Origin of the sequence: Haploplasma modicum ATCC 29102 (genome assembly GCF_000687835.1) — a bacterium.
GTDB lineage: Bacteria > Bacillota_I > Bacilli_A > Acholeplasmatales > Acholeplasmataceae > Haploplasma > Haploplasma modicum.
Map to the genome: position 1 here is coordinate 45,560 of NZ_JHYB01000006.1, position 22,370 is coordinate 67,929.

The 22,370-nt window shown below is 29.4% G+C and carries 27 protein-coding genes; all 27 read right to left on the reverse strand.

All coding sequences use genetic code 11. The features are described from left to right. Positions 1–3 precede the first annotated feature (3 nt). Entirely contained in the window at positions 4–735 is a 732-nt protein-coding gene (truA, locus tag T352_RS0105280; RefSeq protein ID WP_026392066.1) for a tRNA pseudouridine(38-40) synthase TruA, read from the reverse strand. Then, positions 735–1,718: an energy-coupling factor transporter transmembrane component T family protein gene (locus tag T352_RS06965; protein ID WP_026392067.1), complete on the reverse strand. Its 984-nt coding sequence runs from the start codon at positions 1,716–1,718 to the stop codon at positions 735–737. Before T352_RS06965 ends, truA begins: the two co-directional genes overlap by 1 nt. Further along, positions 1,715–2,560, reverse strand: coding sequence for an energy-coupling factor transporter ATPase (locus T352_RS0105290; RefSeq protein ID WP_162151220.1), 846 nt, complete (start codon positions 2,558–2,560; stop codon positions 1,715–1,717). Before T352_RS0105290 ends, T352_RS06965 begins: the two co-directional genes overlap by 4 nt. After that, positions 2,536–3,339, reverse strand: coding sequence for an energy-coupling factor transporter ATPase (locus T352_RS0105295; protein ID WP_026392069.1), 804 nt, complete (start codon positions 3,337–3,339; stop codon positions 2,536–2,538). Before T352_RS0105295 ends, T352_RS0105290 begins: the two co-directional genes overlap by 25 nt. A gap of 110 nt (positions 3,340–3,449) precedes the next feature. After that, complete coding sequence (gene gnd, locus T352_RS0105300; protein WP_035345464.1) at positions 3,450–4,895, reverse strand: decarboxylating NADP(+)-dependent phosphogluconate dehydrogenase; 1,446 nt, start codon at positions 4,893–4,895, stop codon at positions 3,450–3,452. Between the two features lie 44 nt (positions 4,896–4,939). Beyond that, entirely contained in the window at positions 4,940–5,524 is a 585-nt protein-coding gene (rdgB, locus tag T352_RS0105305; protein ID WP_162151221.1) for an RdgB/HAM1 family non-canonical purine NTP pyrophosphatase, read from the reverse strand. 35 nt (positions 5,525–5,559) lie between these two features. Beyond that, positions 5,560–6,225: a V-type ATP synthase subunit D gene (locus T352_RS0105310; RefSeq protein ID WP_026392072.1), complete on the reverse strand. Its 666-nt coding sequence runs from the start codon at positions 6,223–6,225 to the stop codon at positions 5,560–5,562. Positions 6,226–6,230: 5 nt separating this feature from the next. Next, positions 6,231–7,610: a V-type ATP synthase subunit B gene (locus tag T352_RS0105315; protein ID WP_026392073.1), complete on the reverse strand. Its 1,380-nt coding sequence runs from the start codon at positions 7,608–7,610 to the stop codon at positions 6,231–6,233. Next, the gene (locus tag T352_RS0105320) at positions 7,610–9,382 is read right to left on the reverse strand and encodes a V-type ATP synthase subunit A (protein WP_026392074.1); all 1,773 of its coding nucleotides are present in this window, start codon (positions 9,380–9,382) and stop codon (positions 7,610–7,612) included. Before T352_RS0105320 ends, T352_RS0105315 begins: the two co-directional genes overlap by 1 nt. A 13-nt stretch (positions 9,383–9,395) precedes the next feature. After that, positions 9,396–9,707 (reverse strand): V-type ATP synthase subunit F, encoded by a 312-nt coding sequence (locus T352_RS0105325; protein ID WP_026392075.1) that lies wholly within the window; start codon positions 9,705–9,707, stop codon positions 9,396–9,398. Further along, on the reverse strand, positions 9,697–10,605 hold the full coding sequence (locus tag T352_RS0105330) for a V-type ATPase subunit (RefSeq protein WP_026392076.1): 909 nt from the start codon (positions 10,603–10,605) through the stop codon (positions 9,697–9,699). The genes T352_RS0105325 and T352_RS0105330 overlap by 11 nt, the downstream gene beginning before the upstream one ends. Before the next feature lie 10 nt (positions 10,606–10,615). Next, on the reverse strand, positions 10,616–11,224 hold the full coding sequence (locus tag T352_RS0105335) for a V-type ATP synthase subunit E (protein ID WP_026392077.1): 609 nt from the start codon (positions 11,222–11,224) through the stop codon (positions 10,616–10,618). A gap of 9 nt (positions 11,225–11,233) precedes the next feature. Further along, a complete protein-coding gene (locus T352_RS0105340; RefSeq protein WP_026392078.1) occupies positions 11,234–11,701 on the reverse strand; it encodes a V-type ATP synthase subunit K in 468 nt (155 codons plus the stop codon). A gap of 12 nt (positions 11,702–11,713) precedes the next feature. Next, entirely contained in the window at positions 11,714–13,627 is a 1,914-nt protein-coding gene (locus tag T352_RS0105345) for a V-type ATP synthase subunit I (RefSeq protein ID WP_026392079.1), read from the reverse strand. Next, positions 13,624–13,932, reverse strand: coding sequence for a hypothetical protein (locus T352_RS0105350; RefSeq protein WP_162151222.1), 309 nt, complete (start codon positions 13,930–13,932; stop codon positions 13,624–13,626). Before T352_RS0105350 ends, T352_RS0105345 begins: the two co-directional genes overlap by 4 nt. An 83-nt stretch (positions 13,933–14,015) precedes the next feature. After that, the gene (locus T352_RS06665) at positions 14,016–14,870 is read right to left on the reverse strand and encodes a cation diffusion facilitator family transporter (protein WP_162151223.1); all 855 of its coding nucleotides are present in this window, start codon (positions 14,868–14,870) and stop codon (positions 14,016–14,018) included. A 28-nt stretch (positions 14,871–14,898) separates the two neighbouring features. Beyond that, positions 14,899–16,590, reverse strand: coding sequence for a M3 family oligoendopeptidase (locus T352_RS0105360; RefSeq protein WP_026392081.1), 1,692 nt, complete (start codon positions 16,588–16,590; stop codon positions 14,899–14,901). After that, positions 16,580–16,999: a CBS domain-containing protein gene (locus T352_RS0105365; protein WP_026392082.1), complete on the reverse strand. Its 420-nt coding sequence runs from the start codon at positions 16,997–16,999 to the stop codon at positions 16,580–16,582. The genes T352_RS0105360 and T352_RS0105365 overlap by 11 nt, the downstream gene beginning before the upstream one ends. Positions 17,000–17,153: 154 nt before the next feature. Continuing rightward, entirely contained in the window at positions 17,154–17,513 is a 360-nt protein-coding gene (rplQ, locus tag T352_RS0105370; protein ID WP_026392083.1) for a 50S ribosomal protein L17, read from the reverse strand. Positions 17,514–17,516: 3 nt separating this feature from the next. Beyond that, positions 17,517–18,506 (reverse strand): DNA-directed RNA polymerase subunit alpha, encoded by a 990-nt coding sequence (locus tag T352_RS0105375; protein ID WP_026392084.1) that lies wholly within the window; start codon positions 18,504–18,506, stop codon positions 17,517–17,519. Positions 18,507–18,527: 21 nt separating this feature from the next. Further along, positions 18,528–18,914, reverse strand: coding sequence for a 30S ribosomal protein S11 (rpsK, locus tag T352_RS0105380; RefSeq protein WP_026392085.1), 387 nt, complete (start codon positions 18,912–18,914; stop codon positions 18,528–18,530). Positions 18,915–18,927: 13 nt separating this feature from the next. Then, positions 18,928–19,293, reverse strand: a complete 366-nt coding sequence (gene rpsM, locus T352_RS0105385) for a 30S ribosomal protein S13 (RefSeq protein ID WP_026392086.1) — start codon at positions 19,291–19,293, stop codon at positions 18,928–18,930. A 16-nt stretch (positions 19,294–19,309) separates the two neighbouring features. Then, positions 19,310–19,426, reverse strand: a complete 117-nt coding sequence (gene rpmJ, locus T352_RS0105390; RefSeq protein WP_026392087.1) for a 50S ribosomal protein L36 — start codon at positions 19,424–19,426, stop codon at positions 19,310–19,312. A 12-nt stretch (positions 19,427–19,438) separates the two neighbouring features. After that, positions 19,439–19,657, reverse strand: coding sequence for a translation initiation factor IF-1 (infA, locus tag T352_RS0105395; protein ID WP_026392088.1), 219 nt, complete (start codon positions 19,655–19,657; stop codon positions 19,439–19,441). Positions 19,658–19,668: 11 nt separating this feature from the next. Beyond that, positions 19,669–20,418, reverse strand: a complete 750-nt coding sequence (gene map / locus T352_RS0105400; RefSeq protein WP_026392089.1) for a type I methionyl aminopeptidase — start codon at positions 20,416–20,418, stop codon at positions 19,669–19,671. Next, on the reverse strand, positions 20,415–21,065 hold the full coding sequence (locus T352_RS06670; protein WP_162151224.1) for an adenylate kinase: 651 nt from the start codon (positions 21,063–21,065) through the stop codon (positions 20,415–20,417). Before T352_RS06670 ends, map begins: the two co-directional genes overlap by 4 nt. 15 nt (positions 21,066–21,080) lie before the next feature. Next, the gene (secY, locus tag T352_RS0105410; RefSeq protein ID WP_026392090.1) at positions 21,081–22,370 is read right to left on the reverse strand and encodes a preprotein translocase subunit SecY; all 1,290 of its coding nucleotides are present in this window, start codon (positions 22,368–22,370) and stop codon (positions 21,081–21,083) included.

A 22,370-nucleotide genomic window follows, 5' to 3' on the forward strand; every position in this document is an offset into this window, starting at 1 on the left:
ATTTTAATAGATTACTTTTTTAAAATATAATCCTTTTGCTTCTGCAGTTTTTCCTGCAAGCATTCTATTTTTTGTTTCAAAAATTTCATCAATTACTTCAATACTCATTTTATCAGTTGCTACGGCAATAATTGTTCCCATAATTGATCTAACCATATATCTTAAGAAACTAATTCCAACAAATTTGAAATAATAATAATCCTTAGTCTCTTTTACACTAATTTCAGTAATAGTTCTAATTGGCTCTTTATCTTTACTTATTTTACTAAATCCGGTAAAGTCTTTTGTTCCAATAAACTTTAAACTTGCTTCAATCGCTAATTCAATATTAAAATTTTCAATATAAACCTCATATCTTTGATTAAAGATATCAGATTCCTTTTTCGCAATCTTATACTCATATACTCTAAACTTTGCATTATGTCTCGCGTGAAATCTATTATCAACTTGTTTAATTTTATTAATTCTAATATCACTTGGAAGTCTAAAATTTATTCCTTTAATCCATTTATCTATCTCAATTTCAAATGGTAAGTCTAGATGGAATGTCTGATCTAAGGCATGAACACCTTTATCAGTTCTACCTGCTGAATGAATTGTATAGCTATTAGCAGTCATTCCTTTTAATGCTCGCTCAATTTCTCCTTGAATTGATTTAGAGTTTTCTTGTCTTTGAAAACCTGAATAATCAGTTCCATCATAGCTTACATGAAATAAATATCTATAATATTCCATTATAGTTTAATCCTAATAAAGATAATTGCAGTAATAACTAAAATACTAAACGTTAATGTTAATATATCTTTTATGCTAATTTTATACTCATCAATTCTTGTTCTTCTTTGACCAATTACATAACCTCTTGCTTCCATAGCATCACTTAATTCTTCTGATCTTGTAATTGAGATTAAAAAGATTGGAATAAGTAAGGCAATCATTTGATTAATTTTGTCTTTTAGCTTGCTTTCATTAAAATCAAGTCCTCTTGATGCTTGTGCTTTCATAATTTTATCTGTTTCAAATAAAAGGGTTGGAATATATCTTAAGATTAAAGATAACATCATAGCGAACACATCAACCGGTACTTTAATTATCTTAAGTGGTTTTAATATCGATTCAAATCCAAAATTTAGATCTGTTGTCATTGTTGTAAATGTTAAAAGAGATGTTAATAAAACAGTAATCATAATTCTGACAAATAAGAATAAACCTCTTATTATTCCTTCATCCGTTGGGGCAAATTGATATTTATAAATAGTCCCATAAGGAAGTAAGTATTGTAGATAGAATACTAAAAATACTATAACGAAAAATAATATCGTTCTAAATGGTAAACCTCTTTTAAATACATTGTAAAGCACTAATAAAACTAAGATTGCACCAATACTTGAAAATGATAAGTATAGAGTTTCATTTAAGATTGGATTACCTTCTTTAATTGTAAAAAGCTGAATTACAAAGGTAAATGTTAATAAAAATATTAAAGGTTTTAACCCTCTTATTACTTTTTTAAAAGGAATTTTTGCTACTAAGTTTAATATAAAACTAATAACAAGAAGTGATCCTAACATAATTAAACTACTTAAGTTAGAGTTAATTGGAATTAAAAATAATGAGACTAACATTAATACTAGACTAATTATTTTTATTCTTGGATCTAGTCTATGTAAAATAGAGTTAGTTGGTATATACTGACCAATACTTATTTTATTATTCATAACTTAACCTCCTCTAAATAAGAAGTTAATTCTTCTAGTGTATATAGCTCTTTATACTCAATATTTAATTTTTCGCTTAAATATTTCATCATTTTAAGTGGTGTCGGTAAATCTAGGTTAAATGAATCAAAATCTTTATGATTAAATAAGTCTTCTTTACAACCATCAAAAACAATTTTTCCTTCTTTAAGAACAATAATTCTTTTTGCATATTTACTTACAATATCCATATCATGGCTAATTAAAACTATTGTCTTGTTTTCATTTTCATGTATGTTATTAAATATTTCCATCATTTCATCACGACCTCTTGGGTCCAGACCTCTTGTTGGTTCATCTAAAACTAAAATGCTAGGATCCATAGCAAGAATTCCTGCAACAGCAACTCTTCTCATTTGTCCACCACTTATTCTAAATGGTGATTTATCATACATTGATTCATCCAGTCCTACTTGCTTAGCTGCCTTTTTTGCATTTTCTAGCGCATGTTCTTTAGTCTCTTTAAAGTTTTTAGGCCCAAATGAAATATCTTCAATTATTGTATTTTCAAATAACTGATATTCTGGAAACTGAAAAACAAGTCCAACTTTTCTTCTTAAATGATTTACTCTTTCACGCTTTTTAGGTGGTAAATCTTGACCAAATACTGTAACAATACCACTAGTTGGATACATTAAAGCATTCATATGTTGAACTAGTGTTGATTTACCAGCACCCGTATGACCTAGAATTGCAATAAATTCTCCTTCTTTTTCGATATTTAAGTTAATATTTGAAATGGCATTATCACTTCTACCAATACTTAAGTACTCATGACTTACATTTTTAAATTGTATTCCCATAATGCCTCCAATATATTCTTATCAACCTTTTCATCTTTTGCAAGTTCATTATAAACGCTTAATGAAAAAGGAATTTCTAAGTTTGATGATTTTAATATTTCTTCTTCTTTAAATACTTCTTTTGGTGAGCCTTCAAGAACTAAATTCCCGTCTTTAAATACAAAAATATAGTCACTTAAATTAGCCAGTGATAAATCATGGGTAATTGTAATTACTGTTTTTTCTTTTTCTTTATTTACTTTTTTAATTAAATCGATAATTTCGTTAGTTCCTTTTGGATCTAACATTGAAGTTGCTTCATCTAAAATAATAATATCGTGTTGCATTGCAAGTGCTCCTGCAATAGCAACTCTCTGCTTTTGTCCACCTGATAAGTTATGTGGTTCTTTATCTAAGTAATCTTCCATTCCAACAAATCTAGCATACTCTAAGACTAGTTTATTAATTTCCTTTGATGAAAGTTGTTGATTTTCAAGACCAAAAGCAATATCGTATTTTACGGTAGAACCAACAAACTGGTTATCTGGATTTTGAAATACAATACCTATTTTTTTTCTTATATCATGAACGGTTTGTTCATTTAAGACTATATCATCGATTATTATTTCGCCTTCATTAGGTAATAAAAGACCTATTAATAGTTTGGCAAATGTTGATTTACCTGATCCATTATGACCAATTATTGAAATCCATTTGCCTTTTTTTACCATTAAGCTAATATTTTTAATGGCTTCAGTATTTTTATTATAATTAAATGTTAAATTATTTACCTTAATCATTTAAATTCACCCTCTTTATCACTAATTAATTATATCATATTATTTAGATTTATTTAATTTACGACATTAAAAAACAAATTTAGTTTATAAACCAAATTTGTCTTAATTAATTATTTATTATATGTTGTTGACTTGGTTGTTCCGCCTCTACCCGTCCAATTGGTATGGAAAAACTCTCCATCTTTTTTATCAAGTCTTTCATATGTATGTGCACCAAAATAATCTCTCTGTGCTTGAATTAAGCCTGTTGGTAAGAGTGATTTTGTATATGAATCAAAATAACTAAGTGCACTACTTAGAGTTGGTGTTGGAATTCCATTTAAGATTGCCTCACTTAATACAATTCTAAATGAATTAATTCTTTCTTTTATTTCATTAACAAAATAAGCATCCATTAATAAATTTTCAAGACTTGGATTGTTGTTATAAGCATCCATGATATTATTTAAAAATCCAGATCTAATAATACATCCACCACGCCATATCTTAGCAATATTTGAATAATTAAAGTCCCAATTATGTGTTTTAGAAGCCTCTTTAATTAAATCAAATCCTTGCGCATACGAGATAATCTTTGCTACATATAAGGCATTTTCTAAGTGTTTAATAAACTCATCTTTATTAACACTACTCTTTATTTCTAAATTACCGTAAAATTCGTTAGCTCTAACTCTCTCTTCTTTTTTGCTTGAAATGATTCTTGCATAAACAGCTTCTGTTATTAGAGTTAATGGTACATTTTCCTCTAATGAAGAGATTGCTGTCCATTTACCTGTTCCTTTTTGACCTGCTTTATCTAATATTTTAGTAACAAGTGGTAAATTATCTTGATCTTTAAATTTTAAAATATTACTTGTTATTTCAACTAAGTAGCTATTTAGTTTACCATTATTCCATGAGTTAAAAATTTCGCTCATTTCATCAAAATCAATTTTTAAAATATCTTTCATAATATTATATGTTTCAGTAATAAGTTGCATATCACCATATTCGATACCATTATGAACCATTTTGATAAAATGTCCTGAACCATCTGTACTCATCCACTCTGAACATTTATCACCATTAACATCTGCTGAAATTGCTTTAAAGATCGGAAGAATATGATTAATTGCACTAGCTGGTCCACCTGGCATAATGCTTGGTCCATTTAGTGCACCTTCTTCACCGCCTGATACACCTGCACCAACGAATTGAATATTTTTTTCCATTAACATTTTAGATCTTCTAATTGTATCTAAGTAGTTTGAATTACCACCATCAATTATAATATCATTTTCATCTAAGTATGGTAATAAATTTTTTATAACTTGATCGATAGGATCTCCTGCTCTAATCATCATCATAATTTTTCTTGGTTTTTCTAGGCTTTTTACTAATTCTTCTAAGCTATATGTAGCTAAAATATTTTTATTTTTTCCTCTTGTACTTATAAAATCAGTAACTCTATTTGAATCAATATCATAAACTGAAACAGAAAAACCTTTGCTCTCAATATTCATTGCAAGATTTTCACCCATAACAGCTAACCCGATCATTGCTATATTATTTTTCATTTTGATTACCTCTTATATCTAATTATTTAATCTAATATATTATATCATAAGTATTTATTATTCAAAAAATCATTAACAAATTTTAAAGTTGCAATATTACGGTGAGACATACTATTTTTTAAATCTCGATCCATCTCTCCTGCTGTTATATTTAATCCTTCTGGTATAAATATTGAATCATATCCAAAACCATTACTTCCTTTAATCTCATTTGTAATAGTTCCTTCCCAAACCCCTAGATAATCATTTAAAAGTTTACCATTATATGCAAGTGTTAAATGGCAAATAAATCTGGCTTTTCTATTTGTTTTACCTTCAAGTTCACTTAAAACTTTTAAATTATTTGCTATGTCACCACCTCCACTATATCTTGCTGAATATATTCCTGGTAAATTATTAAGTTCTTCAATTTCAATACCAGAATCATCAGCTAATACGAAGTAACCCTCATATTTATTTGATATACCAAGAGATTTAATTTTTGAATTTTCAAAAAAAGTCTTACCATCTTCAATAATATCTTCAAAATCATTTAAATCACTTAAGGATAAGACTGTTACTTTTTCATTAAGTAATTTTCTAAATTCATTTACTTTATTTTCATTATGAGTTGCAATTATTAGTTTCATAAAACTCCTTTATATAAAAATAAATAGGGAAAACCCTATTTATTAATATTTTTCGCTCTATCTTCAAGCATTTTTTTAACAACAATATCTTTACTTTTCATAATACGAACTGTGTTACTTCTCTCGTTTTCATCTAGTTTCATTCTAATTGACTTAATCTCTTCAGTAATCTCCGGAACTAAAACGTGTTCAATGACGTTTACTCTTCTTCTTACTTTTTCAATCTCATCAGCCATTAATCTAATTTTTTGTTCTAATTCAGCGAGTAAAATAATTTTAGGAAGAAAACTTTTAATATCTTTATCGATAAAATCAATTTCAATCGGTGCTGATAAATCACTAAATGTTTTATCATTTGTTAGATTATTTTCTACTAAATCAATTTTTGGAATAACTACAGCCATAATACTACTTGTTTCGTATTTAACTTCCAAATTACTACTTGGAACCATCAACATTTCATAAATGTTCACTAAAGATCTTTTACGTTTTACTGTTTCAAACTTACCAACTAGATTAGTCATTGTATTATCAACTAATTCACGTAACTCTTTTGTTTCATGAACTATTTTAACAAACTGATGGATTAATTCATCTTGTTTGTCTTTAAGTAACTTATGACCTCTCCTTGTCATTGAAAGTTTATTCTTTAGTTTCATTAGTTCCATTCTAGTTGGATTACTGTGGTTACCTACTTTCATTTATCTTACTCCTTTTTGTAATAATATTTTTCAATATTCTCACTACTAATTCGTTTTAATTCACTTGTAGGTAATATTCTTAGTAACTCCCAGCTTAGATCTAATGTTTCCTCAATTGTGCGGTTTGTTTCAAATCCTTGAGAAATATATTCTGATTCAAATAAATCAGCAAATTTTGCATATAATTTATCAATATTTGAAAGAGCTGCTTCACCTAAAATTGTGGATAATTCTTTAGCTTCTTTTCCACGTGCATAAGATGAGAACATTTGGTTCATCACGTTTGCATGATCTTCTCTAGTCTTACCCTTACCAATCCCTTTATCTTTAAGTCTTGAAAGTGATGGTAAAACATCGATTGGTGGTGTTAAGTTTCTAAGGTTTAATTCTTTAGAAACAATAATTTGTCCTTCTGTAATATATCCTGTAAGGTCAGGAATTGGGTGTGTAATATCATTTTCAGGCATTGTTAAAATTGGAATTTGAGTGATTGATCCTTTTTTACCTCTAATTCTACCTGCTCTTTCATAAAGTGAAGCAAGGTCAGTATACATATAACCTGGATATCCTCTTCTACCTGGAACTTCTTTTCTAGCAGCTGAAATTTCTCTTAGTGATTCAGCATAGTTAGTTAAGTCTGTTAAGATAACTAATACATGCATACCTAGTTCTTCTGATAAATATTCAGCAGCAGTAATTGCCATTCTAGGAGTAGAAATACGTTCAATTGCTGGGTCATTTGCTAAGTTAATAAATAGTACTGTTCGTTCAATTGAACCCGTTCTTTTAAAGTCTTCGATAAAGTATTCTGCTTCTTCAAATGTAATACCAATTGCCGCAAATACTACCGCAAACTCTTCATTATCACCACGTACTGTTGCTTGTCTAGCAATCTGTGCTGCTAACTTTGAGTGTGGTAATCCTGATCCTGAGAAGATTGGTAACTTTTGACCACGAACTAATGTGTTTAGTCCATCAATTGCTGAAATACCAGTTTGAATAAATTCACTTGGAAAATCACGAGCAACTGGATTTAATGGACTACCATTAATATCTCTTCTTTGTTCTGGAATAATTGCACCTTTGTTATCTGTTGGATTACCCATTCCATCAAAAACACGTCCTAAGATATCAGGAGATAGACTAAGCTCAACACCATGACCTAGGAATACAACTTTAGCATCATCAATTTTTAAACCTTGACTACTTTCAAATAACTGAACAACAGCTGTATCATTATCTACTTCTAAAACTTTACCATACTTAACTGTGCCATCTGCTTGTTTAACTTGAACAAGTTCGTCGTATTTAACACCACTTACTTTATCAACAAGCATTAAAGGACCAACAACTTCTTTGACATTTTTAAATTCTTTAATTGCCATTAGTTATTACCTCCTTTATTAAATTCTTCATTAATTAATTTTTCTAATTTAATAATTTCACTATCAACATTAGCTTCTAAAATATATTTAAATCTTCCGATTAAATCTCTTGCTTTACTTAATTCAATATCACTATATTTAACACCATTCTTAAGAGCATTTATTGCACTATCGAACCAATGTAAAATAATCTTCATCATATTAAATTGCTTAATTGTTGATGAATATGTATCGACATCATCAAAAGCATTTTGATGTAAGTAGTCTTCTCTAATCATTTGAGCAACTAACATCTTAACTTGATCTTCTTTACTTAATGAATCAAATCCAACTAATCTTACAATTTCTTCTAACTGTGATTCATCTTGTAAAATTGTTTTTACACGATTAACAAGAATTGGCCATTCTGGTGAAACAGTATCTTCAAAATATCCAACCATATCACTTTGATATAATGAATAACTCTTTAACCAGTCAATAGCTGGGAAGTGTCTACGATATGCAAGTTGTGCACTTAATCCCCAGAATACTTTAACAATTCTCAAAGTAGCCTGGCTAACAGGTTCTGATGTATCTCCACCTGGAGGTGATACCGCACCAATTACAGTAACAGCACCTTCTTCATTTCTGTTACCTAAAACATCAACTAGTCCTGCTCTTTCATAGAACTCAGCAATTCTTGAAGATAGATATGCTGGATATCCTTCTTCACCTGGCATTTCTTCAAGACGTGAACTCATTTCTCTTAGAGCTTCTGCCCATCTTGAGGTTGAATCAGCCATTAAAGCAACTTTGTATCCCATATCGCGGTAATATTCAGCAATTGTAATACCTGTGTAAATACTTGCTTCACGCGCAGCAACTGGCATGTTTGAAGTATTTGCAATAAGAATTGTACGCTCCATTAATGATTCTCCTGTTTTTGGATCTTTTAGTTCAGGGAACTCCATTAATACGTCTGTCATTTCATTACCACGTTCACCACAACCAACATAAACAATAATATCAGCATCACTCCATTTTGCAAGTTGGTGTTGAACTACAGTTTTACCAGAACCAAATGGTCCAGGAATAGCTGCAACCCCTCCGATTGCAATTGGAAATAATGTATCAATAACTCTTTGTCCAGTAATCATTGGTTTGTTTGGTGATATTTTTTTATTGTATGGACGTTTTTTTCTAACTGGCCAAAACTGTCTCATTGAGACATCATGGACTTTTCCATTTTTATCCTCTAATTTTAAAACAGTATCAGTTACAGTTTTTAACCCACTATCAATAAATACTACTTTACCACTAATATTTGGTGGAACCATAATTTTATGTTTTACCACTTTAGTTTCATCAACTAAACCAAACACGTCACCACCAATTAACATATCTCCAATTTTAGCAACTGGTTTAAAATCCCATTTCTTTTCATAGTTCAATGCTGGAATATCAATTCCAGCTGGAATAATCTTTTTATCTATTTTATATATTTCTTCTAAAGGTCTTTGAATACCATCAAAAATACTACCAATTAAACCCGGTCCAAGTTCAACAGATAAAACTTGATTTGTTAAATAAACCGGCTCTCCTGGTCCAATTCCTGCTGTTTCTTCATATACTTGAATTGATGCCAAATCACCTCTTAGTTCAATAACTTCACCAGTTAACTTTTTATCACTAACTTTGACAACGTCATAAACTTGAACACTAGCCATATTTTTAGCAACAATTAAAGGGCCAGATACTTTAGTAATAATTCCTACATTTTTATTTAAACTCATTTAGAACCTCCCTTTAAAATAAGTTGATTCCGGTTGCCCGTTCAACATCTTTTCTTATTTGTTCAACACCATCTTTACTTATACCATCAAGTGGTAATAGTAAAAATATTGGATATACACCATTTAATTCATTTCTAACTTCTTCAACCTCTTTTTTAAAGTTATCAGAAATTAAAATTATCTTAATATCATTTTTAATTAATAAATTAATTTCATCTAATAATTTAGATCTATCTTTAACTACTATTCCTCTAATTCCACTTGAATTAAAGAGTAACGCATTTTCATCATGACCTAGACAAACAATAGACTCATTATTTTTCATAATATGACCACCTTAAACTGTTATTTTCTTTTAACTTTAAATGTATATATGAAACTAGTGATCCTAAATTATTTTTATCAAAACTAATTTTAGTTATTAAGTCATCATTAACTTCATTAATATTTTTAATTAGTTCAGTAAGTGTTTTATCACTAAAATACTTTTTTATTCCAGGAACTAACTTACCATAAAACTTAAGTTCAAAATAGCTTATAATTTCTTCTTCAGTTTTAGTATATAAATTAATCCATGTATCTTTATCAACATGTTTTTCAGCTAATAATAAATTGCTAAAGTTTAAAAGTGATTCATCTTTAAGTCTAAATTTAAATAATAGATTTAAATTATTAACAAATCTTTTATATCCCAAGAAGGCCTCTAATGAAGGGTAATCTTCTTTTACAAGATTGTAATAATAGTTATAATAGATTGATTCAATTAGTTCTAAGTCAACTTTAATATTTCCTGTTAAATTATCTTTAATTAATATTAAAACTTTTAAATCTTCTTGATCAATTAATAAATTATTATCATATTTGAAAAACTGAATTAACTCTTCTCCTCTAAATTTACCAACTAAATCTAAATCGTCGATTGCTAAATCATACTTAATACTTTTGTAAATAATTTTAAAATTAGTTAAATCATGATCCATGAAAAATACATTTCCAAAAATACTAAGTTTAGTAAGAGAATTTAGTTCTTCTCTAACATTTAACAAATCTTGGTTTAGTACTTCATCAATATTTGCGTAAGTACTTCCTAAACCGATATTATTATTTTTTAAGTATTCAAGAAACTCTTTTCCTTGTAATTTATTTAAATTGAAATATGAATCAAACGGAATTAAATTAGTTGTTTTTGCTTGATAAAATCCGTTTAAAAATGTTTTATTCATATTATCATCCTTACTTGAACAATTCTAAAGAAATTGCTTTTTCATTTTTCATTCTAACTTTATTTACGATTTCACTAAATTCAAAACTTAAATCATACTCAGTACCTTCAATTAAAAATCCGTTATTGATATTTACCAATTTATTACTTAATTTAAAATTTTTACCTATTTTTTTATTTAATAAATCTAGTTCTGTTAATTCACCTTTTTTGTTAGTTGATAATGCAGCTAATAATTTATCGTATGTGTTTTTATTTGTAAAAATAATTTCATTACCATAAAAACCTTCTTTTGTTATTAGTTTAATAACAAAATTTAATAAATCTTTTCCTTCAAGTGCTTCTACTTTATCTAGTACCTCTTTAAAGATTTGATCTAAAATTTGTTGTTTATTGGTTAAAAGTGACTGTCTTACTTCAAGTTCAACTAGTTTCTTTTGATGTTCAATTTGTTTTAAAACATCATCTTCAACTTTCTTTACTCTTCTACCATTTGAACTATGAGCTTTTGAAAGTATTTCTTCTTTAATTCTATCTGCTTCAATTTTAGCTTCATTTAGAATTCTTTCAATTCTTTCATTACCTCTTTGTTCAATTTTATCATATATTGTTATAGCCATAATATACTCCTATAATGAAGTATATAACAAGATGCTCACTAATAATGCTAAAATAGCATATGTTTCAACTAAAGCAGTCATTGTCATACCACTTGCTGACATATTTGGTCTTTTTGAAGTCATCATAATTGCTCCAGCTGCTGCCTTACCTTGATAGATAGCTGAAATTAACCCAACTATTGCAATTGGCATTGCTGCTGCAAAATAACGCCATCCCATTACTGTATCAACAGGTACTGCTGTACCACCTAATAAACCAACTTTTTGTAATAGTAAAATTGACATTAAGAATCCATAAATACCTTGCGTTCCTGGTAGAGCTTGTAAAATTAACACACGTCCAAATAATTCAGGTTTTTCTGATAAAACTCCTGTACCTGCTTGTCCTGCAATAGATACACCAATTGCTGAACCTGCTCCAGCTAATGCTGTACTTAAAAATATTCCTATTAATGCTATAAATAATCCTTGATCCATTTTTATTTCCTCCTAATATGTAATTTCATTTATATGTTTTGTATCAAATTTAAGTGGCATAAATTCTGTCCCGCCACCTTCATAGAATTTACCGAAAAATTCAATATATTGTAATCTTGAGTCATGAACATATGCTGATAACATTCCCATCGCAAAGTTAAATGTATGTCCAATAAGATAAATTAAAACTGAGAATATTATACCAACAAAGTTCCCTTGAACTAATGCTGCTAATGTATTCATTGTCTCAGCGATAACTGCTGATGATAATGCAAGAGCTAAAATTCTTGAATAACTTAGTAAATCACTTAGATAGTTGGCAGAATTATATAATCCACCTAACCCACTAGCAACTTTACTAAATGCGCCTTTTTTCTCTCTACCAGCAAGTGCTAATATAAAGATAAAGCCAATTGCAACAAATCCTAATCCAATATACATTAGTATATTAACTTTAACTAAAGTTGCAAATATAACAGCAATACTTCCACCAACTAAAATAAAGATCCAACTAAAGCCGTCAGCAAGTGCAGTTAAGATATCATTATGTTTTAATGAAACTTTAACTTTTAAGACAAGTCCTGATGTTAAGTGTAATACTCCTATTCCAATTGATAGTATTAACATCGTTAGAATATTATCCATCATTGAAAATGATTTCCAGTTATCTTGACCAAAGATTTTACCAATATAACTAATAAAATCAACACTAAAGCCAAAGACACTACCAAAGATAATTCCGGCAAAAATTGATGTATAGCCGGCATAATATAAAACGTGAACTAATTGACTAAATGTTCCTTTTGGTTTTTTTAACTTAATAAAAAGACCGAGTAATACAACCATTAATAGCCCGTAGCCAACATCACCCATCATAATACCAAAAATTAAGAAATACCAAACTGACATCACTGGGTTTGGATCAACATCATTAGTACTTGGTACTGAATACATGTTTGTAATAACTTCATGATTTTTAACAAATGTATTATTTTTAGTTGCTGTTGGAACTTCCTCATTTGCTCCTGGATCAGTAATATCTAAGTCATATTCAGTAGTTACACTTTTAACAACTTCATGTAACCTATCTACCATATCTTCTCTAACATAACCTTCAATATAAACTGTTTCCTCAGTTTTTAAGAAACCAACTGTCATTCTTTCAATCTTTGCTGTTAATTGATCAATTAATATTTTAAGTTCTAAATCATTTGTTTTATTAGTTTTTAATTCTGTCTCAATATAAGCAATCTTTTCTGAATAATTATTGATTAATTCACTAATCTGATCTAATCTTTCTATTACTTTAACATCTAGTGATGGTAAATTAATTTGATTAAAGTTAAGTTTATTCAACTCTTCTAAAACAACATCATAGTTATCTTTATCAACAGCAATTACCACGGGATAACCAAGATCTGTTAGTTCATATTTTTCAAATTCAGCACTATTTTCCTTTAAGAAGTTAGATGTTGAATCAAGTTCAGTCTCTTTAATGAAACCAAAAATAAATGATACATAAATTGTTTTATTTAAATCCTTTGTTATATAGTTCATATTTTTAAAAGGATTTAGAAGATTAAGTTCATTTGATAAATTCTTGATTTTATCCTTTAAACTTACTATTTCATCAAAATTGTTTTCAAGTGATGATAAAAGATTAAGTCTTTTCTCATCTTCATTTATAAATTGTTCGTATGGTACAGTAAAATAATCAAAGAATGGCTTTTTTTCCATATACTTTGAAAGTTTTTCCAAGACATTTGTTGCCCTAACAATAATATCTTGCTCTTCCTTCACATCAATACTTTTGGCATCAAGTTTACTTGTTGCCATAAATATTTCATTTTTTTGTAATGTTAATAATAAATCGGCAGTATTTTCTTCCATTACAAAGATTTTTGCCTTTTTTACTTTAACAATCATTCTGCCATAACCTCTTTATACATTAAATCAACAACACCACTTACTTTACTTTTTACTAAATCTTCAAGTTCTTTTTGTTGTTTATTTAACTTTTGCTCTAAATCAAGTTTAATAGCTTTTACTTCTTTTTCTAATTTTTGATTTAGTTCTTTTATCTTCAAGTCTGCTTCCTTCTTAATTGAAATAGCTTCCTCATTACTTTTATCACGGGCATTTGATATAAGATTTATTGCATCTTGTTCAGCCTTTTTAATATTTTCTTCAATATTTTTTTCAGTTTGAACAATCTTTTCAAGAATTGACAATATAATCACCACCTATTTATTTTCTTTTTTATTATATCATTTATAGACCTTTTTACAAAGTCTATAATTAAATTGCTTCAATCTCACATTTTACTTGGATTTACATGAACCATACAGTGTGTCACAGTTTGAAAATTATCCTCAACACTAATATGAACTTCCTCAGCAATTTGATGAGCTTTGATTAAACTTAAATTTCTATCAACTGATATTTCAATATCAATATATATTTTGTTAACATGAATTCTTGACTTGTAATCATCAATTGATAAAACACCAGGAAGATTTTTAATAAATGCTTTTACTTCATCATTAAAGTCTTTGCTAGGTGATTCATCAACAATATACTTAACAGAATCTTTTATTACTTTAAAACCATTGTAAAAGATTAATAGTCCAATAATGATTGATGCAATATAGTCAAAATAGTGAAATCCGAGTCTTGCGATAACAATTCCTATTAAACTAATTGAAGTTGCTAAAATATCGCCTAAATGATTAATTGATTCAGCCTTTAAACTAATTTGATCATACTTTTTATATCCTCTTAAAACTAAAAGATATATTAGAAACTTAATAACGATGCTTATTAAAGCAACAATAATCGTTATTAAGTCAGGACTATTTGCCTTATTAAAGTTTACAATACTTGTAAAGATTAATATTCCACTTGTTACAATTAAAAACATTCCTAAAACAAGACTTACAATAACTTCATACTTTTCATGACCATAAGGATGGTCTTTATCTGGTTTTTTATTAGAAATATTTAATGTAACAATTAACATAATACTAATTAATACATCTAATACTGAGTTAATTCCATCACTAAATAGTGAAAATGAATTACCAATTAAACCTACAACTAGTTTATTAGTAGCAAGAATAATATTTAAAACTAGACTACAAATTAGGATATTTTTTACTTCTTTCCTCATAATTACTCCGATTTATAAAGTAAAAACTTTATAACTTTGTATCATCAACACTATTTAAGTATTTATTAATTGGTTTTAATATTTCACTAATACTATTGTCTTTAAATGGATTAATTAAATTAACAGCTTCGATTAATCCCACAAATGATTTTGATCCACCGAGTTTACAAAGTGATAAATAACTTTCAAATGCTTTCTTGAAATCTTCTCTACTACTTGTCCAGTACTGGAATGCACACACTTGAGCAAGTGTGTAATCAATGTAGTAAAATGGCCCAGTAAAGATATGTGATTGTCTAAACCAGAAACCTCCGTTTTGTAGAAAATCATCTTCATCATATTTTTTAAATGGTAAATACTCTTTCTCTAGACTACGCCATACTTTTCTTCTTTCTTCTTTGCTTAAGTTTGGATTATTATAGACTTCATGTTGGAAGTGATCAACTAATGCCCCATAAGGTAAGAAGTTTACTGCTCCTGATAGGTGATCATATTTATACTTTTCTGTATCTTCTTTAAAGAACATATCAATCCATGGCCATGCTAAAAACTCCATACTCATTGAATGAATTTCAGCTGCTTCCATTGTTGGCCAGCGGTATTCACTAATTAATCCTCTACTTTGATACACTTGGAAAGCATGTCCTGCTTCATGAGTTAAAACATCAACGTCATGACTTGTTCCATTAAAGTTTGCAAAGATGAATGGTGCTTCATATTTTGGAATGTATGTACAATATCCACCACCAGATTTACCTGGTTTACTGTCTAATTCTAAGAGGTCATTATCTAGCATGAAGTTAAAGAATTCTTTAGTTTCATTAGACATTTCAGAATACATTTTTTGAGCCTTATCAACTTGCCATGCTCGATCGCCTTTTGGTGTTGGATTTCCTGATGTAAATGATAATGCTAAGTCATAACTTTGAGGATTTTCAATTCCTAGTCTTTTTGCTTTTTTATTAGTAAGTTCTGTTACAACAGGAACTACATATTCCATAATTTGTTTACGGTAATTTGCTACTTCTTTTTCTGTATAATCAGTTCTTCCTAATCTATCATATGCTAGTTGAACAAAGTTTTTGTATCCTAACTTATGAGCAATCGTTGTTCTAACTTTAATCATTTGATCATATATTTCATCGATTTCATCTTGGTTATCTTTAAAGAACTTAGATACTGCAAGACTTGCTTTTTTTCTTCTATCTCTATCTTTATCTTGAGTAAATGGTGACATTTGACTTAAGTTATAAATATTTCCTTCAAAATTTATTTCTGCACCAGCAGTTAGTTTTGAATATTTTGTTTGAAGTTTATTTTCTTCTTGAAGATCTAAAATGATTTCAGGCTTAAAAGTTTTTCTCATAACCTCTGCTTGAACAAAAAGTAGACTACCAAACTCTTTTTCTAAAAGTTTGCGGTTTTTACTTGATAGTAATTTATTTAAATAAATATTACTAATTTCTCCAAGCATAGGTAAGTTTTCATCAAAGAATTCTTGTTCTTGTTCATAGAATTCATCTTTTGTATTAATACTATTTCTAATTGAAGCAATTGTAACCATAGAAGATAATTCATCTTCAAGTTCTTTATATTTTAAAATTGCTTTTAATTCTTCTTCAAAGCTTTTGTCTGTTCCAATACTTTCCATTAATTTATTAGATTCTTTTATAAATTCTTCTAAATTAGGTCTCTTATATTCATAGTCATTAAATCCCATTGTTGTTCTCCTTATATTTTTGTGCTAAATGTGTAATAATTGCTTTTCTAGTAACAATCCCAATAAAGTTTTTTCTATCATCAACTACCGGAATAAAGTTTTGATCAACTGATAATTTTATAAGTTCATCAATGTCAGCATCAATATTTACATTCGCATGATCTTTCTTTCTATTTAAATCTTTTACTAAAATTGATTCAGCATATTGTAAATCAAATCTGTTAATATTTTTTATATGCCATAAAATATCACCTTCTCGAAGAATCCCTATATACTTACCTGATTCAGATAAGATAGGAACAGCAGTATACCTATGATATTCCATTTTTTCCATTGCTTGTCTTAGGGTAAAATTATCATAAATAAACGCGACTTTTTCTTTAGGTATTAAATGAAATAATACATTCATGTTATCCTTCTCCTTCTTTAATATTTTAACATATTTTATAAATATTTCCTTAATTATATTAAAACTTACATCATTACATTATTTTTCAAAATAAAAAATCCCACACCTAAGAGACATTTTAAATGAATCTATCAGATATGGGATATTAATTTAATTATACAAATTCAATGATTGCCATTGCTGCAGCATCGCCGCGTCTTGGCACAGTTTTAATAATTCTTGTATATCCACCATTACGGTCTTTGTAACGTGGTCCTAAAACTGTAAATAGTTTTTGAATTGCATTTTGGTTTTCTTCTAAAGTAGGCTCAAATCTTACTGTTTCAGCTGCTTTTCTTCTTGCTGCTAAATCTTCTTTTTTAGCAAGAGTAATCATTCTATCAGCTAATTTTTTTAACTCAAATGCTTTAGCTTCTGTCGTTGTAATTCTTTCATGAATTATTAAGTCAGTTACTAAGTCACGTAGTAATGCTTTTCTTTGGCTACTATTTCTTCCTAATTTACTATATGACATATTTTACTCCTCTTCTTCCTCATCGTCGTAGGATGTATTATAATCTCTTAATCCAGAACTTGCGAAAGATAATCCGTGTTCTTCGATTTTATCTTTTAGTTCTTTAAAAGATTTGCGTCCTAAACTTCTAAGTCTCATAATTTCTTCTTCAGATTTTGAAATTATTTCTCCGACTGTAGCAATTCCAGAACGTTTTAGGCTGTTATATAAACGAACTGTTAAGTCTAGTTTATCAATACCTAAATCTAATTTTTCATTTACAGGTTCTATTTCTTGTTCTTTAATATAGTCTGAGTTGATAACATTATCACTTAATTCAACGATTGCAGTTAAATAATCAATTAACATTTTTGAAGCAATTGGTAATACGTCATTTCCATCAATTGAACCGTCTGTTTCAACATTCATAATTAATGCATCATCATCTCCACGTATCTTATCTACATGGTAAGATACTTTATTAACTGGTGAGAATAATGAATCAATAGCAATAATACCAACTTGGTTATTACTGTGAACCTTATTATCGTTTGCACTAACATAACCTACACCACGACGAACAGTTACTTCCATATGTAATCTTCCTTGTTCGTTTAAGTTTGCAATTACTAAGTCTGGGTTAATAATATTAACACCAGTAACCTTATTAAAATCGCCTGCTTTAACTACTGCTGGACCTTCCATATATAATTCAAGTTTTTGTTCAAAGTTTGGATCGTCCGAGTCTACACTTACGATAACTTGTTTTAAATTTAAAACAATTCCCATTACGTCTTCGTATACACCTTCAATAACTGAGTATTCATGAACTACGCCGTCAATTTTAGCATTAACGATTGCAGCTCCTGGTACTGATGAAAGTAACACTCTTCTTAATGTATTACCTAGTGTGATCCCAAATCCTCTAGCGAGTGGTTTAATTGAGTATTCTATGTTGTTATTTTCACCCATTTTGACATCAACTTTGGGTTTTTCGAACTTTAATTCTTTCACAAGATTACCCCTCTTTCTTTACTATCCACGTGGACGTTTTGGTGGTCTACATCCATTATGTGGTAATGGTGTAACATCCTTGATTGCTGTAATTTCTAACCCTGCAGCTTGTAATGATCTAATAGCAGCTTCACGTCCTGGCCCTGGTCCTTTTACGTTAACTTCTACTTTAATCATGCCACTTTCGATTGCTGTTTTAGCAGCTGTTTCTGCTGACATTTGTGCAGCAAATGGTGTAGATTTACGGCTCCCTTTAATACCTAATGCTCCTGATGAACACCATGATACTGCATTACCTTCTAAATCTGTTATTGTAACAATTGTATTGTTAAATGTTGTATGAATATGAGCAATACCTAGGGGAATATTCTTTTTAACTCTACGTTTTGTTGTTTTTTTACGTGCCATTATTTATTCCTCCTTATTTCTTTCTCTTAATAGCTGAAGCTTTCTTACCTTTACGTGTTCTAGCGTTGTTTCTTGTATTTTGTCCACGTACTGGTAATCCACGTCTATGACGCATACCTCTATATGAACCAATTTCCATTAAACGACGAATGTTCATTTGAACTTCACGACGTAAGTCACCTTCTAATTGTAATTTTGTTACTTCAGTACGAATACTGTTTAATTGATCTTCTGTTAAATCTTTAACTCTAATTTCTTCACTTACACCAGCATCTTTTAAAACTTTAATAGCTGTTGGTTTACCAATACCGTAAATATATGTAAGGGAAATAACAACGCGTTTATCGCGTGGTATATCTATTCCTGCTATTCTAGCCATAGTTTCCTCCTAAAAATTAACCTTGTCTTTGGTTATGTCTTCTATTTTTCTTGTTAATAACATAAACGCGTCCTTTTCTACGGACAATAATGTCATCTTCACTACGTTTCTTTACGGATGATCTTACTTTCATTTGTCTTCCTCCTTATTTGCGGCGATAAGTTATTCTTCCGCGTGATAAATCATATGGTGATAATTCTACTGTTACATTATCACCAGGTAAAATGCGTATCTTATGCATACGGATTTTACCAGATATATGGGCTAGCACAATATGCCCATTTTCTAATTCAACCTTAAATTGTGCATTAGGTAATACTTCAACTACTTTTGCTTGTACTTCAATCAAGTCTTCTCTAGCCATTTATTCACTCCTTATAATTTAGTCAATATTTCATACCCATCTTTTGTAATAACGATTGTATGTTCAAAATGAGCACTATACTTTTTATCAGTTGTCACTGTTGTCCAATTATCTCTCAATATTTTAACATTCTTTGTTCCTAAATTAACCATTGGTTCTACACAAAATGTCATTCCTTCTTGTAAGATAGGTCCTTCATTTGGATTACCAAAGTTTGGTACGTATGGATCTTCATGTAAGGTTTTACCAATACCATGACCAGTAAATTCTTCGACGATTCCAAAACCAAACGGTTTAATAAATTCTTCAATTCGATGTGAAATATTTGATAAATAATTACCGGGTTTAGCTTCTTTTAAACCCTCATATAACGAGTTTTCTGTTACTTCCAATAATTCCTTAACTTTAGGTTTTACAATACCTACTGGATATGTTTTTGCTGAATCTGCATGATATCCTTGGTAGTAAACTCCAATATCGATTGTTATGATATCTCCACTCTTTAAGACTGCTCTTTTTGATGGTATACCATGAACTACGACTTCGTTAATTGACGTACATATTGACCCAGGAAATCCATTATAATCTTTAAATGACGGATATGCACCTTTGCTAATTATAAAGTCTTCTGCTAGTTTGTCTAACTTTGCTGTCGTAATGCCTGGTTTAATATGAGGCTCTAACATTTCTCTTGTTTCGGCAAGTATTTTACCTGCTTGTCTCATAATTTCGATTTCTCTTGGTGACTTAATATTAATCACTTTATTTCTCCTAGTGCTTTGATAGTTAGGTCATGAGTTTTCTCAATTGTTCCTGTTCCATCAATCGTAATAACTAAGCCTTGTTTGCTATAGTATTCAATAAGAGGTTTTGTTTGATCGTGATAAATAGCAAGTCTTTTTTTAATTGTCTCAGGCTTATCATCTTCACGTTGAATTAACGGAGTTTGATCAACGTCACATAAAGTGTCAACTTTTGGTTTGTTAGATTCTAAATGGTAAGTTTTACCGCAAGTTGGACAAACTCTTCTACCACTTAATCTCTTAATTATATCTTCATCTGGTGCAGCAATATTTACTACTGCATCAATTGTCCAGTTATGTTCTTTTAAGAATTTATCAAATGATTCTGCTTGAAAGACATTTCGTGGATAACCGTCAAATATAAAACCTTTATGTACATCTTGTTCTCTAAATCTTGTTGTTACAACTTGATTAGTCAATTCATCAGGTACTAATAAACCATGATCTAAATATTTTCTCACTTCAATACCTATTGGGTCTTCCGTACGTAATAACGCACGGAAGATATCACCTGTAGATACGTGTGGGACATTTAGATGTGATTCGAGTGTAACTGCCTGGGTGCCTTTTCCTACTCCAGGAGGCCCCATTAATATAATTCTCATCACATTTCCACCTTTTTACTTAAATATTCCGCTGTACTGATTTTGTTCAGCGTCTGTTTCAATTTGTTGTGTTGTTTCTGTTGCTACCCCAACAATAATTAATAATCCTGTTCCACCTAATGTTACTGCTTGTGGTAATCCTGCTAATACACCAATAATTGGAATAATTGCTAGTAATACTAAATAGATTGTACCAATAACTGTAACTTTGAATAGTGTTCTTGCAATATAATTTTTTGTATCTTCACCTGGTCTTATACCTTTGATATAAGCATTTGATTTTGATAAATTATCAGCAATTTTTTCAGGATCTATTGTCATAAATGAATAGAAGAATGAAAACACTACAATTAAAAATACATAAATTATAAATCCTATTGGTTTTTCTGATGAGAATATTTGGCTCATCCAGCCTCCATCAGATAAGTTATCACTAAATAGTTGAGCGAATGTTAATGGGATACTCATGATTGTTGAAGCAAAAATAACCGGAATAACACCTGCACTATTTAATTTAATAGGAATATTTGAATCATTTTTTCCTGCTGTTGTGTTTGCTCTGTTAGCATATTGAATAGGAATTTTTCTTGAAGCAATTTGTAAGTATACAACACCGAATAAAATTACTAAGTATAGTAAGATTACAGCAACGAAGATCATTACATTACCAAAAGATGCATTTGTTCCTAAATATGTTTTTCCTAAAGTTGCAAACATTGTTGGTATAGATGATGTAATACCAATAGCAATTAATAATGATGTACCATTACCAATTCCTTTTTTAGTAATTAAATCAGCTAACCAGATTGTAAAAGCTGTACCTGCTGCAATAATTAATGCCATATAAATGTATAAGAATGCGTTTGGTGATGTTATTGATGGAACAAAAATGCTACCTTTTTTATCTGCACCGATAATTAATGCTAAACCTTGCACGAATGCTAGGAATATTGCTAAGTATCTAGTAACACGGTTAACTTTTTGTTTACCTTCTTCACCTTGTTCTGACCATTCTTTAACTGCTGGAATAACCATTTGTAAAAGTTGAATTACAATTGAAGCTGTAATATAAGGAGAAATCCCTAAAGCTAGAACTGAAAATCTTCCTAATGCCCCACCAGTAAAGTTATTTATAATCGCAAAGAAGCTTCCTTCTTGATTGATTGCATCAGCGATTGCTTGTGAGTTAAATAGGGGAATTGGGATATGACTGACAAATCTAAAAACAAATAATAGTGCTAAAGTAATAGCAAGTCTTACCATTACTTTTTTGTTACTTAAAACTGTTGCTAGACGTCTTATCAT

Bases quoted from the DNA above. Each gene is read 5' to 3' on its own strand.
- T352_RS0105365 (WP_026392082.1), bottom strand. From the start codon at position 16,999: ATGAATGTATTATTTCATTTAATACCTAAAGAAAAAGTCGCGTTTATT.
- rpsM (WP_026392086.1), bottom strand. From the start codon at position 19,293: ATGGCTAGAATAGCAGGAATAGATATACCACGCGATAAACGCGTTGTT.
- T352_RS06965 (WP_026392067.1), bottom strand. From the start codon at position 1,718: ATGAATAATAAAATAAGTATTGGTCAGTATATACCAACTAACTCTATT.
- rpsK (WP_026392085.1), bottom strand. From the start codon at position 18,914: ATGGCACGTAAAAAAACAACAAAACGTAGAGTTAAAAAGAATATTCCC.
- T352_RS0105340 (WP_026392078.1), bottom strand. From the start codon at position 11,701: ATGGATCAAGGATTATTTATAGCATTAATAGGAATATTTTTAAGTACA.
- truA (WP_026392066.1), bottom strand. From the start codon at position 735: ATGGAATATTATAGATATTTATTTCATGTAAGCTATGATGGAACTGAT.
- T352_RS0105290 (WP_162151220.1), bottom strand. From the start codon at position 2,560: ATGGGAATACAATTTAAAAATGTAAGTCATGAGTACTTAAGTATTGGT.
- T352_RS0105330 (WP_026392076.1), bottom strand. From the start codon at position 10,605: ATGAATAAAACATTTTTAAACGGATTTTATCAAGCAAAAACAACTAAT.
- T352_RS0105360 (WP_026392081.1), bottom strand. From the start codon at position 16,590: ATGGGATTTAATGACTATGAATATAAGAGACCTAATTTAGAAGAATTT.
- T352_RS0105325 (WP_026392075.1), bottom strand. From the start codon at position 9,707: ATGAAAAATAATGAGTCTATTGTTTGTCTAGGTCATGATGAAAATGCG.
- T352_RS0105320 (WP_026392074.1), bottom strand. From the start codon at position 9,382: ATGAGTTTAAATAAAAATGTAGGAATTATTACTAAAGTATCTGGCCCT.
- rdgB (WP_162151221.1), bottom strand. From the start codon at position 5,524: ATGAAACTAATAATTGCAACTCATAATGAAAATAAAGTAAATGAATTT.
- gnd (WP_035345464.1), bottom strand. From the start codon at position 4,895: ATGAAAAATAATATAGCAATGATCGGGTTAGCTGTTATGGGTGAAAAT.
- T352_RS0105315 (WP_026392073.1), bottom strand. From the start codon at position 7,610: ATGGCAATTAAAGAATTTAAAAATGTCAAAGAAGTTGTTGGTCCTTTA.
- infA (WP_026392088.1), bottom strand. From the start codon at position 19,657: ATGGCTAGAGAAGACTTGATTGAAGTACAAGCAAAAGTAGTTGAAGTA.
- T352_RS06670 (WP_162151224.1), bottom strand. From the start codon at position 21,065: ATGAGAATTATATTAATGGGGCCTCCTGGAGTAGGAAAAGGCACCCAG.
- T352_RS0105345 (WP_026392079.1), bottom strand. From the start codon at position 13,627: ATGATTGTTAAAGTAAAAAAGGCAAAAATCTTTGTAATGGAAGAAAAT.
- rpmJ (WP_026392087.1), bottom strand. From the start codon at position 19,426: ATGAAAGTAAGATCATCCGTAAAGAAACGTAGTGAAGATGACATTATT.
- T352_RS0105310 (WP_026392072.1), bottom strand. From the start codon at position 6,225: ATGAAAGTAGGTAACCACAGTAATCCAACTAGAATGGAACTAATGAAA.
- secY (WP_026392090.1), bottom strand. From the start codon at position 22,370: ATGATAAGACGTCTAGCAACAGTTTTAAGTAACAAAAAAGTAATGGTA.
- T352_RS06665 (WP_162151223.1), bottom strand. From the start codon at position 14,870: ATGAGGAAAGAAGTAAAAAATATCCTAATTTGTAGTCTAGTTTTAAAT.
- rplQ (WP_026392083.1), bottom strand. From the start codon at position 17,513: ATGTCATATAGTAAATTAGGAAGAAATAGTAGCCAAAGAAAAGCATTA.
- T352_RS0105295 (WP_026392069.1), bottom strand. From the start codon at position 3,339: ATGATTAAGGTAAATAATTTAACATTTAATTATAATAAAAATACTGAA.
- T352_RS0105335 (WP_026392077.1), bottom strand. From the start codon at position 11,224: ATGGCTATAACAATATATGATAAAATTGAACAAAGAGGTAATGAAAGA.